This is a genomic window from Rhodoferax sp. TH121, assembly GCF_002251855.1.
Taxonomy (GTDB): domain Bacteria; phylum Pseudomonadota; class Gammaproteobacteria; order Burkholderiales; family Burkholderiaceae_C; genus Allorhodoferax.
The window spans coordinates 448,704-460,871 of record NZ_NOXW01000020.1 but is presented as its reverse complement, the minus strand read 5'-3'; the positions used below and the strand labels follow the sequence as shown (position 1 = coordinate 460,871).

General features: G+C 57.7%; 21 protein-coding genes. 20 read left to right on the top strand and 1 reads right to left on the bottom strand.

The window, feature by feature from the left end; translation table 11 throughout:
- Window positions 1-64 precede the first annotated feature (64 nt).
- The 12 genes from CHU94_RS08130 (at window position 65) to CHU94_RS08085 (ending at window position 8,103) form a co-directional block, all read left to right on the top strand.
- Window positions 65-376: a hypothetical protein gene (locus CHU94_RS08130; RefSeq protein ID WP_141211419.1), complete on the top strand. Its 312-nt coding sequence runs from the start codon at window positions 65-67 to the stop codon at window positions 374-376.
- Window positions 363-1,109, top strand: coding sequence for a DUF1828 domain-containing protein (locus tag CHU94_RS08125; protein ID WP_094478563.1), 747 nt, complete (start codon window positions 363-365; stop codon window positions 1,107-1,109). The genes CHU94_RS08130 and CHU94_RS08125 overlap by 14 nt, the downstream gene beginning before the upstream one ends.
- Window positions 1,110-2,041: 932 nt before the next feature.
- Window positions 2,042-2,218: a hypothetical protein gene (locus CHU94_RS19215; RefSeq protein ID WP_176451959.1), complete on the top strand. Its 177-nt coding sequence runs from the start codon at window positions 2,042-2,044 to the stop codon at window positions 2,216-2,218.
- Window positions 2,215-2,403: a hypothetical protein gene (locus CHU94_RS19040; protein WP_141211418.1), complete on the top strand. Its 189-nt coding sequence runs from the start codon at window positions 2,215-2,217 to the stop codon at window positions 2,401-2,403. Before CHU94_RS19215 ends, CHU94_RS19040 begins: the two co-directional genes overlap by 4 nt.
- Window positions 2,400-2,840, top strand: coding sequence for a zinc-finger-containing protein (locus CHU94_RS08120; RefSeq protein WP_369597392.1), 441 nt, complete (start codon window positions 2,400-2,402; stop codon window positions 2,838-2,840). Before CHU94_RS19040 ends, CHU94_RS08120 begins: the two co-directional genes overlap by 4 nt.
- On the top strand, window positions 2,837-3,160 hold the full coding sequence (locus tag CHU94_RS08115) for a hypothetical protein (RefSeq protein ID WP_094478559.1): 324 nt from the start codon (window positions 2,837-2,839) through the stop codon (window positions 3,158-3,160). The genes CHU94_RS08120 and CHU94_RS08115 overlap by 4 nt, the downstream gene beginning before the upstream one ends.
- Window positions 3,157-3,495, top strand: a complete 339-nt coding sequence (locus tag CHU94_RS08110; protein ID WP_094478557.1) for a hypothetical protein — start codon at window positions 3,157-3,159, stop codon at window positions 3,493-3,495. Before CHU94_RS08115 ends, CHU94_RS08110 begins: the two co-directional genes overlap by 4 nt.
- A 16-nt stretch (window positions 3,496-3,511) precedes the next feature.
- Window positions 3,512-4,348, top strand: coding sequence for a hypothetical protein (locus CHU94_RS08105; protein ID WP_141211416.1), 837 nt, complete (start codon window positions 3,512-3,514; stop codon window positions 4,346-4,348).
- Window positions 4,345-6,060 (top strand): YqaJ viral recombinase family protein, encoded by a 1,716-nt coding sequence (locus tag CHU94_RS08100; RefSeq protein ID WP_094478553.1) that lies wholly within the window; start codon window positions 4,345-4,347, stop codon window positions 6,058-6,060. Before CHU94_RS08105 ends, CHU94_RS08100 begins: the two co-directional genes overlap by 4 nt.
- A 23-nt stretch (window positions 6,061-6,083) precedes the next feature.
- Complete coding sequence (locus tag CHU94_RS08095) at window positions 6,084-6,980, top strand: recombination-associated protein RdgC (RefSeq protein WP_094478551.1); 897 nt, start codon at window positions 6,084-6,086, stop codon at window positions 6,978-6,980.
- 143 nt (window positions 6,981-7,123) lie between these two features.
- The gene (locus tag CHU94_RS08090; RefSeq protein WP_094478549.1) at window positions 7,124-7,816 is read left to right on the top strand and encodes an HNH endonuclease signature motif containing protein; all 693 of its coding nucleotides are present in this window, start codon (window positions 7,124-7,126) and stop codon (window positions 7,814-7,816) included.
- Window positions 7,813-8,103 (top strand): hypothetical protein, encoded by a 291-nt coding sequence (locus CHU94_RS08085; RefSeq protein ID WP_176451958.1) that lies wholly within the window; start codon window positions 7,813-7,815, stop codon window positions 8,101-8,103. Before CHU94_RS08090 ends, CHU94_RS08085 begins: the two co-directional genes overlap by 4 nt.
- A gap of 71 nt (window positions 8,104-8,174) precedes the next feature.
- Here the strand turns inward: CHU94_RS08085 and CHU94_RS08080 are convergent, their stop codons facing one another.
- Complete coding sequence (locus CHU94_RS08080; protein ID WP_094478547.1) at window positions 8,175-8,393, bottom strand: hypothetical protein; 219 nt, start codon at window positions 8,391-8,393, stop codon at window positions 8,175-8,177.
- 208 nt (window positions 8,394-8,601) lie between these two features.
- Here CHU94_RS08080 and CHU94_RS08075 point away from each other — a divergent pair, with 208 nt between their 5' ends.
- The 8 genes from CHU94_RS08075 to CHU94_RS08055 all read left to right on the top strand — a co-directional run bounded on the left by CHU94_RS08075 (window position 8,602) and on the right by CHU94_RS08055 (window position 12,167).
- Entirely contained in the window at window positions 8,602-9,159 is a 558-nt protein-coding gene (locus CHU94_RS08075) for a hypothetical protein (protein WP_094478545.1), read from the top strand.
- Window positions 9,156-9,335, top strand: coding sequence for a hypothetical protein (locus CHU94_RS08070; protein ID WP_094478543.1), 180 nt, complete (start codon window positions 9,156-9,158; stop codon window positions 9,333-9,335). Before CHU94_RS08075 ends, CHU94_RS08070 begins: the two co-directional genes overlap by 4 nt.
- Window positions 9,332-9,499, top strand: a complete 168-nt coding sequence (locus CHU94_RS19210; protein WP_176451957.1) for a hypothetical protein — start codon at window positions 9,332-9,334, stop codon at window positions 9,497-9,499. The genes CHU94_RS08070 and CHU94_RS19210 overlap by 4 nt, the downstream gene beginning before the upstream one ends.
- Complete coding sequence (locus CHU94_RS08065) at window positions 9,496-10,116, top strand: hypothetical protein (RefSeq protein ID WP_094478541.1); 621 nt, start codon at window positions 9,496-9,498, stop codon at window positions 10,114-10,116. Before CHU94_RS19210 ends, CHU94_RS08065 begins: the two co-directional genes overlap by 4 nt.
- The gene (locus CHU94_RS19035; protein ID WP_141211415.1) at window positions 10,116-10,337 is read left to right on the top strand and encodes a hypothetical protein; all 222 of its coding nucleotides are present in this window, start codon (window positions 10,116-10,118) and stop codon (window positions 10,335-10,337) included. Before CHU94_RS08065 ends, CHU94_RS19035 begins: the two co-directional genes overlap by 1 nt.
- Window positions 10,334-10,522 (top strand): hypothetical protein, encoded by a 189-nt coding sequence (locus tag CHU94_RS19030; RefSeq protein ID WP_141211414.1) that lies wholly within the window; start codon window positions 10,334-10,336, stop codon window positions 10,520-10,522. The genes CHU94_RS19035 and CHU94_RS19030 overlap by 4 nt, the downstream gene beginning before the upstream one ends.
- A gap of 173 nt (window positions 10,523-10,695) precedes the next feature.
- A complete protein-coding gene (locus CHU94_RS08060) occupies window positions 10,696-11,943 on the top strand; it encodes a hypothetical protein (RefSeq protein ID WP_094478539.1) in 1,248 nt (415 codons plus the stop codon).
- Window positions 11,940-12,167: a DUF4224 domain-containing protein gene (locus CHU94_RS08055; RefSeq protein ID WP_094478537.1), complete on the top strand. Its 228-nt coding sequence runs from the start codon at window positions 11,940-11,942 to the stop codon at window positions 12,165-12,167. The genes CHU94_RS08060 and CHU94_RS08055 overlap by 4 nt, the downstream gene beginning before the upstream one ends.
- The last annotated feature ends 1 nt before the right edge of the window (window position 12,168 follow it).

The window sequence follows — 12,168 nt, the reverse complement described above, 5'->3', positions numbered from 1 at the left end:
TCATGTTGGCCATCTTTACGGAGTAGCCGAACTTATTGATTCGTCTGGCATCACACTCCCCGGCGTGACCATGCAGATTGAGGTTAAGGCGCCTGCGGATGTGGAGCGCTGCCTGTACTTGTTTAGCATCTTCCAACTTCGCAACAAGAAGCGGGTGCGCGCGTATCAACTTGAGGTGGCCCCAAGATCAAAACGCACACACAACGGACTAACAACCATTTATGGTCCCCATGAGCACCATTGGGAGGATGAGCCTTTACCGGTTACTGCGGAAGAGGTTAAATGCGACAATTGGTCTGGTGCATTGAGCTGGTTTTTCCTGCGCACAAGCATTACGCCATTCGAAATCAAGGATCCAAATCATGTTGAACTGTGACTGGGCAAAGTCACTGACCAGATACGATTGCCAGACCCTAACGGGCCTGGATGGATTGCCATGTCTGGAGATTGGCACTCCGTTCAGCATGCCCGATGGCGCGGCAATCAACATCTACATCACTCAAGCTGGTGAGAGTCACATCAAGGTGAGCGACAACGCCGACACCCTCTTCCACTTTGGCGGTCTTGGGCTGGACGTATGGCAGGCTGCACGGCTCAATTCTCTGCGTGATCTTCTGAGCCGCAACAAAATGCAACTTGGGCCCAAAGGCGAAGCCTTTATCCTGGCTGGATCGGCGCATGCTGCAAATGGTTTTGCATTGGCCGTTACTGGATTGCTGGCATTGTCGAGCTGGGCGGGGGATCAGCTGCGCATTGAAGCACAGCCCGCAGACATAGTTGCAGAAATTGAGCCCTATGTGATTGCTCGCAATCCGACTGCAGAATTCAAAAGACACCCTAAGGTCCGCGGCGCATCAAGCTCAGAGCATATGTTTGACTTGAGGCACGGCAACGATCTTATCGACATCATTGCTCCCGATGCGAGGTCAACAGGATCGGCAATGCGTAAAGCTGGAGACGTTCAGAATGGCCCGTTTTCTGATCACCTCTCGCCACTCATCATTGTGGATGACCGCTTGGATGCGGAGAAGGCAATGAATGAAATAGGCATTCTTGGGTCGGTTGTTCGGGCCATGCCCGCATCCAGGCTCATGCAGCTTGCACATTAGCAAGCCCAATCCTCCCCCACCCCACCAAACCGCCCGCGAGGCGGTTTTTTTTACGCCTGCTTGAAGGAGGTCCAAGAAGTGGACAGCCTACTGTTTCGACTCTCACCATTCGTTATGGTCGACGTTCATCCCCGATATGCGAATTCGCATATCGCCTTGGGTATGCCCCCGCTTGCTTGTGAGTGATATCAGAATTTCCGGCATCACCACCCATTGGGGGTACTCACAATGTGAGCACCCTTCCAATGCCGGAATTCCGGCATCGGCCCAGCCCTCCCAGCGAGGGCTTTTTACGCCTGCATCCAAGTATTTACCCTAATTTGCTTAATTTTTATTTAGCATTGCTTGCGCTATGGATTTAGTAATGCTATATTTCGCACATGCCAAACAAAACGCTGATCTCAGCAGGCAGGGTTCCTTAAAACAGCGAGTTCAAGTGGATAGCAAAGAGGCACAGGCAAGCGTGACCCGATTGCAGGAGCTTGACGGATACCGCGACGTGAGCAGCGGTTGAGGCGATGCCAGCCAAGAACAGAAATGCATCAAACAGCGATGGGCTGAGCCGAGGAACGGAGCCACGAATTCGCTGCGATAGAGCCGGGACCCGAATAGGGAATAGATCGGCCGAGCCCTTGGCAACAGGGGCACTCAGAAAGTGCATCGAGTGTGCTTTCTGAGTGGGGCTTTTTCACTTGCTTTTTGTGTGACTCAAACCTACCCCCAGCAATGGGCCATCGGAACGCAGAGCAAAGCAGGCGTGACTCAGAACACGGTCAAACAACTGAGCGTTTTAAGGCGGTACTGACGAAACAGCTAGGGTCCCATGCGACCTAAAACAGCTTGATGGTGTGCCATCTGACAGGCCGGAAAGACGGTCACCAATTTCCCAGCCGCATCACAGCGGCTTTTTCACGCCTAAACAGGAGCAACCCATGCACCTCAATGCACAAATGCTGCTGACGTGGATCCGCACAGACCCACACAGCCATAGCTATACGGACGGCATCACTTTCGGATTTCTGCTGGCTGAGCGCAGCAGGCTGGAGCCTTGGGAGATTGCTTACGTGGAAAACGTCATGAACGCTAGACAGAAGGGGATTGCAGCATGAACGCCCAACTTCACCCGGCGCTTGCCGCGGCAATGCTTCCCTTCGCGCCCCCGCAATCGGTGGTGCACAAGATCATCACCACCCCCTACACACCCCCAGCAGTAGACCCAAAGCTGCAGCAGAGCTGGGATCGTGCTGTGCGGCTGGAGTTGGCGCTGCCTGAATCGCTGCGGGGTGTGATGTGAGCGAAATAAAGACACCCTGGAACCCATCACGCAAAGCAATTGCACGGGTTACCAACCCACTACCCGTGCCGACAGAGTGCCCGCATTGCGGCGAGTGCTGCGGCATCGTGAACAACTCCGAGATTTATGGCCGCGAATACGGCGAATGGCCGTGGGCTGTTCTGTGCTCCGGCTGCAGGGCCTACGTTGGTCTCCACCCCTTCACCGGCATACCGCTTGGCACATTGGCTACGGAACCCATTCGTAAGGCCCGCAGCGCTGCCAAAGACGAATTTAACAAGCTGTGGCAACGGGGCGCGATGACGCGCAGCGCCGCCTATGCGTGGCTGGCCGGTGCATTGGGTATAGCCAATGTGAACGAGTGCCATATCGGCTGGTTTGACGTCGCCCAGTGCGATGCCGTCATAGCCGCGGTTAAGCAAAAGGTTTCCCAATGAACTACCCCAGCCAAATCGCCCGCACCTTCCGCCAAGGCATCAATAGCCCTGCAGGCTGGGCCGCTGCCCTTCTGCTTGCTGTAGTCCTTGGTGCTGCGCCCCTTGCTGAGTCCATGAACCACCGCAACGAATGGGCCGAAAGCCAAGCGCTGATCGACGCCCAACTTGCAGCCGCTGAACTGGCCCGCAAGGAGCGTGCTGCCAATGAAATCTGCGGCAACGCAGAGGCGCGCTGGATTGATGAAACAACGGTGACTTGTGCTCAGCGCAAGGGGCCAAAACAGTCCGGCGCTGTGACGCTGGCGGGAGGTGTTCTGTGAGCTGCAACTGCGAATACGGCATCTGTGACCAGACCGCCCACTGCCCGGTGCGCGCCACCCCTGTCATTCCGATTGCCGTGGCCTCCACTCCACCGCAAGCAGATGAACCTACAGATAAGCAAATTGAAGAAGACCAGCCCATGCTGCCGCTGGACGCCTTCGATCACTTCTGCGTCTGGTCGGTACTTATCTGCCTCACTGTGGCTTTTTGCTTTGGTGTTGCGTGGCTGGTTGGCTTGGTTGCCAACAGCGCGGCCTTTGCAGCGGCTCAAGACTGGATCAGCACCGCTGCCCAGGCCCTTGTTTCCGCCCTTCCTATGACTCCTTTCTTTTAACCGAACGAGGCAACTTATGAACGCAGTATTAGAAATGAAACACACGGGCGGCGCGCTTGCTGCCCAATCCCAAGGCCGCATGGCCGTGGCCGACATCATCAGCCACGTGGCGATGGTGCAAGAAGTCATGCGCGCAGTGATGAAGCCCGAGGTGCACTACGGCATCATCCCCGGCACCGACAAGCCAACCCTCTACAAGCAGGGCGCCGAGGTGCTGTGTATGGCCTTCCGCGTGGCCGACTCCTACCAGGTCGAAGACCTGTCCACAGCCGATGTCGTGCGCTACCGCGTGACCTGCATCGGAACTCACCAGGCCACCGGCATCGTACTGGGCACCGGCATGGGCGAGTCCTCCAGCGGCGAGGAAAAGTACAAGTGGCGCAAGGCCTTTGACGATGAGTTCAATGCGACACCGGAGAACCTGCGCCGCATCAAGAAGGGCAAGTACACCACCAAGCAGGTGCGCACTGAGCCCGCTGACCTGGCCAACACCATCCTGAAGATGGCGAACAAGCGCGCCAAGATCGCCATGACCATCAACGTCACGGCCTGCGGCGACATGTTTGGCCAAGACCTTGAAGACATGGACGAAGCGCTGCGCGACCACCTGACGCGCCATGGCGGGGATGCCGAAGGCGCAGCCGCCAAGACAAAGCCAGCGCTGCCAACTTACAGCGACGAGGACTTTGCAAAAAACTTGGTGATCTGGCGCAAGGTGATCGAGTCCGGCAAAAAGACCATCCCCGAAGTTCTGGCCACCATCGCCACGATCGGCGTTCTGACCGAAGAGCAAACCGCAATCATCAAGGCCACTGCCACCACAACCCCACTCACTGGAGATAAAGACGTATGAAAACGCATGACCTGATTCAAGGCAGCCCCGAGTGGCTTGCTTACCGTGCAAACCACTTCAACGCCAGCGATGCGCCCGCAATGCTGGGATGCAGTCCATACAAAACCCGCTCACAGTTGCTGCATGAGCTGGCTACCGGCCAAGTCGTAGAAGTGGACTACTCCACACAGCAGCGCTTCAACGAGGGCCACCGCATCGAAGCCCTGGCCCGCCCGCTGGCTGAGAAGATCATCGGTGAAGACCTGTACCCGGTGGTTGGCTCCGAAGGCAAGTACAGCGCCAGCTTTGACGGCCTGACCATGGCCGAAGACACGGGTTTTGAACACAAGACCCTGAACGACGAGCTGCGCGCCGCCATGCGTGACGAGGGCAACGGCTGGGACTTGCCCCTGCAGTACCAAGTGCAGATGGAGCAGCAGCTCATGGTGTCTGGCGCCGAGCGCATCTTGTTCATGGCCACCAAGTGGGACGGCAACAACCTGCTGGAGCAGCGCAAGTGCTGGTACGCATCTGACCCCAAGCTGCGAGCCAAGATCGTGGCCGGGTGGGAGCAGTTCGCTCAAGACCTCTCCGCCTACCAAGCGCCCGAGGTCATCGTGCCCCCCGTCGCTGCGCCCCAGATGGGCCTGCCCGCCGTCAGCATCACCGTGAATGGCTCCATCGCATTGGTGGACAACCTGGACAAGTTCGGCGCTGCGCTCACCGCCTACGTGGAGCGCATCAACAAGAAGCCCGAAACTGATCAGGACTTTGCGGACCTTGAAGCCACGGTGAAAACACTCAAGACCGCCGAGGAAGCGCTGGACGCAGCCGAAGCCGGTGCGCTGGCACAGACTGACAGCATCGACACCATGCGCAAGACCGTGGCGCTGTACCGCGACACAGCGCGCACCAACCGCCTACTGGTTGAAAAACTGGTCAAGGCCGAGAAGGAGAACCGCCGAACGGCCATCGTGGGTGATGCCGTGGCCGAGCTGGTGACGCATGTGCGCAAGCTGAATGAGCGTCTGGGCCAGCCCTTTATGCCCACCATCACCGCCGACTTCCAAGGCGTGATCAAAGGTCTGAAAAGCCTGGACAGCATGAAGGACAAGGTAGCCACAGAGCTGGCGCGCGCCAAGATCGAAGCCAACGCCACGGCCGACCGCATCCAGGCCAACATGCAAAAGCTGGTAGCCGTGGGCGACAAGGTGACTTTTCCAGACGCTGCCGCGCTGGTACTCAAGGCCCCGGACGACCTGGCCGCCGTGATCGCCCTGCGCGTGGCCGAGGCTGACCGCAAGGCCGAGGAACTGCGCGAGAGCATCCGCAAGGAAGAAGCCGACAAGCTGGCCGCCGAGCAAGCAGCAAAGCCAGCACCACAGCCCGAACTGACGCTGGCAACCGCACCGCCATCGCACCAGACCGTAGTGCCTGCCGTCCCCACCGTCACCCACTCCGATGTAGTCCGCGTGATGATGCCCGCCACGGTGCGCCAAGCGATGGCGCCCAAGGCTGACACGCCGCCTACGCTGACGCTGGGTGAAATCTCCAGCCGCCTGGGCTTCAACGTCACCAGCGCATTTTTGGCGGGGCTCGGGTTTGAAGCCACCACCATGCGCGCCTCAAAGCTGTACCACGAAGAGGACTTTGCACCCATCTGCCGAGCGCTTCAAGAGCACATAGACGAGGTTGTCAACCTGCAGCAGCAGCTCGCCGCTGTGGCGGCCTGAACCACCACCAACGAAGCACCACCATGTTCAAGAACCTGCAACTCTACAAAATCATCCAAGCGGCCATCACTGAGGACTTTGCCGAAGCGCTGGAAGCGCGCGGCTTTGTGCCATGCGGAGCAAGCCAAGAGAAATCGGTGGGCTGGGTGCCGCCCCGCGGTGGCGAGCATGACGAATTCGCCCCGGTCATTGGCGGCCACACCATCCTCAAGCTGACCACCGAAGTTAAAACCGTGCCCGGCGATGTGCTGCAGCGCAAAGTAGACGAGCAGGTGGCCCACATCGAGCAGACCACAGGCCGCAAGCCCGGTAAGAAGGAGCGCCGCGAAATCAAGGAGGACGCCAAGCTGGCCCTGCTGCCCATGGCCTTCTCCAAGCGCTCCAGCACGCTTATTTGGGTCAACTCCAAAGACAACTACATCGCCATCGACGCGAGCAGCCAATCCAAGGCTGACGATGCAATAACCGAGCTGATCAAGGCGCTGGACGGACTGGCGCTGCAGTTGGTCAACACCAACGTATCCCCGGCAAGTTGCATGGCGCAATGGCTTGTTGAGCAGGAGCCAAGCCACGGCTTCACCATAGACCGCGAGTGCGAGCTCAAGGCCTGCGATGAAAGCAAGGCCGTGGTGAAGTACGGCCGCCACCCGCTGGACATTGAAGAGGTGGCCCAGCACATCCGCCTGGGCAAGATGCCCACCAAGCTGGCGCTTACATGGAATGACCGGGTTTCATTCGTGCTGACCGAAGGCATGGCGCTCAAAAAGCTGACGTTTCTGGACCTGTGCTTTGAAGACTCTGCCAGCAAGGGTGATCACGCCGAAGACCACTTCGATGCGGACGTGGCGATTGCCACCGGGGAGCTGTCAAAGCTTATCCCCGACTTGCTTGAAGCCTTGGGCGGCGAAGTAGCCGCTTGAACCAGTTACGGGGCGGCACATGACGGGAAGCGGCTGGATAGCACCCAGCCCGGAAGCAGTGACAACAGGCATGGCCTTTAGAGATTGCGCTCAATCACGAAAGCGGAACGTAGCCTGCCGCCCCACCTTTTTGAAAGCAGAGCATGTCAAGAATCCAATGGACGCCTGCCCTGCTGGAGCAGTTGCGCAGCCTGTACCCAGACAACACAGCCGAAGTCGTTGGGGAGCTGATGGGCCTGCGCACCAGCCAGGTCTACAACAAAGCGGCACAGCTTAGGCTTACCAAGTCCCCCGAGTTTTGGGAGAGTGACCGCTCCGGGCGAATCGCCAGAGGCACCACAAACCCCGCCATGGCTGCTACCCGGTTCAAGGCTGGGCAGACGCCTTGGAACTCCGGCAAAAGGGGCTGGCAGGCAGGCGGGCGCAGTGCAGAGACACGATTCAAGAAAGGCCAGATGCTTGGGGCCGCGCAGCACAACTACAAGCCCATTGGCAGCCTGCGAATCAGCGGAGACGGCTACCTAGAGCGCAAGGTAACGGACGACCCAAGCATCTACCCCGCCCGCCGCTGGGTGGCAGTTCACCGGCTTGTATGGGAGAAGGAAAACGGCCCCATACCCGAAGGCCATGTGGTTGTTTTCAAGCTGGGTATGGCAACCACCGACCCCGAGCAGATCACCCTGGACAAGGTGGACTGCATCACCCGCGCAGAGAACATGCGCCGCAACTCCTTCCGCACTCGCAACCCTGAATTGGCTGGCCTGTACCAGCTCAAGGGCGCGATCAACCGACAGATCAACCGCATTGCCAAAAAGGCAGAAAGCAAGAACGTATGACCACCCCTCACATTGACCAAGTGCGTCAGTCGCTTCTGGACACCCTGGCTGACCTTCGCAACAAAGAGACTCCCATGGACATCGAGCGCGCCAAGGCGGTCGCCTCAGTTGCCTCTGTGCTGGTGGACACGGCACGGGTGGAAAACGAGTATCTCAAGATCACCGGGCAGGACAAATCCAAGTTTTTGGAAACCGCACCGGATGACGCTTTGGGCATCCCGCGCATTGCTGGGCCATCGGCGCACAACCCATTCCCCAACGTCACGCGCCATCGTCTGGATGCTTGAGCCATGAAGCCAATGCAAGAAGCGCGCAAAGCCCTGCCCCCCCCCAGAGCTATGGCTGCTTCATGCGCCAGCTACTTGCTTGCTGATGCTCGTGTGACTTCTGCCAAATAGTTAGTTGAAAGCGCCTGAATAGTCGCCGCAAGAAAGCGCATCTTGTTTTCGAATTGGTAGTTAGAAAACTTCTCTTCGGTTATCCGAATTGCGGCGTCAATCTGCGCGCTTGTAACTGCCTCCGCCTTGGCAAGGCGGTCATTTTGAGATTGTGTCAGCTCATTCTTCTCAGTGGACATATGTACTCCCTGTTTATGGAGGCTCAAGCATACCCATGAAACCCATGCCAGAAGCAAAAAAACTGCGCCACAACGCACGGGTGTTCATTGCGCAGTCCCGGCACTTTTCCGCTCGAGGCCATCGGGCATTCGCCTTCACTCTTTTGCAGTGGGCGGCCAATGCACGACGCGCATCCATGCAACCCGCACCACAAATGGAGCTATTCCAATGACCCTATCCGCCCGAATCATTGAAGCCTGCACCGTCCCCGCAGGCCTGTGCTTGTCCGAGCTGGCCGCCGCAGTGGATGACCACGCCGACACCGTGAACACATTGGCTGGCCTACTGGTGCGCCAGGGCCGCTTATACAAGGCAGGAGTGCGCCGGTACTTCCGCTACTTCGCTACGCTGGCACATGCCGAGGCTTGGGACTTGGTGGCAGAGGACGTTTACAAGGCGATGATGAAAGAGTCGGCCAAACGCAAGCGTCAGCGCAAGGCCGAGCGTGCGCGTACAGGTGGACCCGTGGGCCGCCCTCCAGTGCCCAAGGCACCGCCAAAGCCCAAGCCTCCGAAGAAGCGCGCGGAGCTGGTGCTGCAGCGTTCTGTGCCGGTAGAGGCCCCGGCCAAGCCCGCCAAGATCATCTGGCCAGAAACCGTGAAGGTGCAGGTACACCCCACCCCGCCTAGTCGGTTTGCATTTGAGCCGCCAGAGGGTTGGAAGGGGCAGATCAGCATGGACCAGATGGAGCGGCGGCTGCAGGCTGTGCAGGGAGCACACCAATGACCACAACAGAGCAAAAGCACCTAAACAACTTGAAGACGGCTTGCGCCACCTTGCGCGGCCTTCTTTTGGGTCAGACCTCGCCACAAATGGCGCAGATTGTTTGCACAGCGCTTGATGAGTACATCGCCAAGGCCGAAGGCGTTGGGATGACAGATGCCAAGGATGTGCAGCCATGACCCGCCTGCTCAAACACCTGGCGCTGTGCCTGTTTGCCATCTGCGCCACGGTGTTTGCCATCTGCGCAGTCCTGTACCTGCTGGCCCTGCACGCCTGGGATTGGGCAGCTTTCAAGATCAACAACGGCTGGAAGGCCATAAGAATTCCGACGAGGTGGTTATGACTACAGATTTGATGAAGCTGCGTGAGCTGGCAGCGATTGTTTACAGCGGATGCTGTACAGCAAAGGCCGTTGATGAATACCGTGAGCTTACCAACCCCGCAAAAGTCATTGCGCTACTAGACGCACTGGAAGCACTTGGGCGGGAGGTTGAGAGGCTGACCAACAATTTCAAGGTAAATCTCAATGCGCTGCATAAGGCTGCGGACGAACGCGACACCCTCCGCGCAGAGCTTGCGGCTATCCGTGCGCAGGATTTGCACGATTTGTTGAAAGGCAAGCTGGTCAGCATGGACGTTTCAACTAGCGAAGACGATGCTTACAACCGAGTTTTTGGGCGCGTCTGTGAAGTAATGCTTCAATCATGCGGCGCTGAAGAAGACACGATTCTTGCAATCGAAGAGAGCAGAAACTTCGCCTCCCCCGCAGACAAGGATGCTGGACTGGTGACGGTGCCATTGGAGTTTGTGCAGGGGTTCAACACACTTGCCCACAATTATTCGTTGCAGGCTGTAGCGCCGGACTTTTATCACGGAGTTGAGCGGGATGCTTTCTGTGCGGCGTACAAACGCTGCGGTCAGTCACTAGCAGAACTTCGCGAAAAGCTAGGGGGTGTTTGATGGCTGACATCACTACCGAAAAATGTGTGCTTGCTTTAAAAAACGCAGGCATGAGCATGAAAGCTCACGAACTTGCTTTTGTCATTGATGGTGGGACGGATGGCAGGGCAGTCTCCGCGGCGCTACGCAAACCAATACTCGACGGGCGAGTAAAAACAGAGCGCACCCGATACGGTGACTTTTACGAATTTGTGTCACTGACACCGAAAGCGACATCATGATCGGATTTACCTTCTACAAAACTTATGGCGTAGGCTGTGATCGCATGTGGTTTCGCCGCACAACCAATAAGCGGGGCAAATCTCTCTGGCAGCAAGTCGTGCGCTTTGGCATTTTTTATTGGCCAGTCGGCCCGCTCTTAATTGAGGATGAGTGCAACTATTACTTGCCTAAAGCTCCAGCATGACCACAAACCTTCAATCGAATCTTTGAAAGACAACACACCATGACCACCGGCCAATACTGCGCTACTTGCAACGCCCCGCAAGTGGACAAGGTAGCAATCATTTTGCGCTGCTGGCGCTGCACTGTGCGTCCAAACCAAGCGCCCACCAAATACATACCGATTAAGGAACAACCATGACCACCAACCTTCTATCAGTTATTGAGCAGCTTGTGGGGGCGCTGGATGAGTGGGAGCGTGTCGATGTACTCGGGCGCGAGCCGCACATTCACCGCGAAAGCTGGAAACAATTTGTGCAAGACCGAAATATCAAGCATACAGCCGCCCTAGCAGCAGGCAAGCAAGCGCTGGAGCAGACGCAGGGGGAGGTCAAAACATACACACCTAAGCAGGAGCAGGTCATTATGGTCTGCGACATCCTTCATCGAATAAAAGAAGCCCATGAACACTGGGGCGGATGGAGCGGTACGCCGTCCAACTGCGACGACGCGATAAATTTGCTGCGCTACCCTGCAAATGCGCCTGTAAATGCCACCCACCCCCAAGCCACCGAGCAAGCGCTGGAGCAGACGCAGTGGGAGGACAGCGACGACGTGACGATCAGCGTTGACTACTTTGAAAAGCTGGAGTGCTGCCGCCGCCTTCTTGAAATAATTGCAACAGGCGATTCGGAAGACCCGCGCAAAGATGCAGAGGACGAGCTTGTTGCGCATGGATTCTGGAATCCCGCCCACCCCCAAGCCACCGAGCCAATCTCAGAGTACTGTGAGCATGGAATACTTTGGGATACCGTGTGCCGATCTTGCGATGAGTTGCCAGCCACCGAGCCAGCACTCTCTTGCGCTCGATGCGGTGCAACAACGGGCCAAGCATGCAACGACATGGGTTGTGGACACCTTGAGGCGGGCAATGGTGAGCCAGCACCCAGCACGGCGGGGGAGCGGGCGGAGGTGATCGAGGACTTGCTGATGTACGCTGGCGACAACGGTTATAGCCATATCGACTACGCAGACACGATGCGCCACGCCGCCGCCCTCCTATCCGCCCCAGCACTTCCACCAGAGTCTGGCAATCTTTGCGCGAATTGCGCCGCTGATGGCAAATGCATGAAACGCCAAGCACTGTGCCATGCCAATGGGACCGCCATGCCAGTGGGGGAGCTGACGGACGAGCAAGCAATCAAGCTGTATCGAGAGGCCCAAGATCAAGGCATTACAGGGGTTCATCCGGGCATATACATTGCCCGCGCCATCCTAGCAGCCGCCAGCACTCAGCCTGTGCGGGAGCCGCTGACGGATGAAGAACTTGATCTGATTTGCGAGAAAGCGCTGTTTTGCCGCATTAGCTTTCAGCAGTTCGCGCGATCTATCGAAGCCGCCCACGGCATCACCAAGAAAGGCGAAGCAAAGGAGCAAACACCATGAGCCTTTTCCTGAGCCCAGACGACATAGCCGAGCTGACCGGCATCAGCCGGGGCGAAGCCGGAAAAACCCGCTTTGAGCTGCAAATTGCCGCTCTCAAGAAAATGAAGGTTCCCCACTACGTCAACGCAGCCGGCCGCCCCGTGGTCGCGCGCGCAGTGATTGAAGGAGGGGCACAACCTGAAATTCGGCAACCAACATGGGAGCCACGACTAGTAGGAGCCTGAC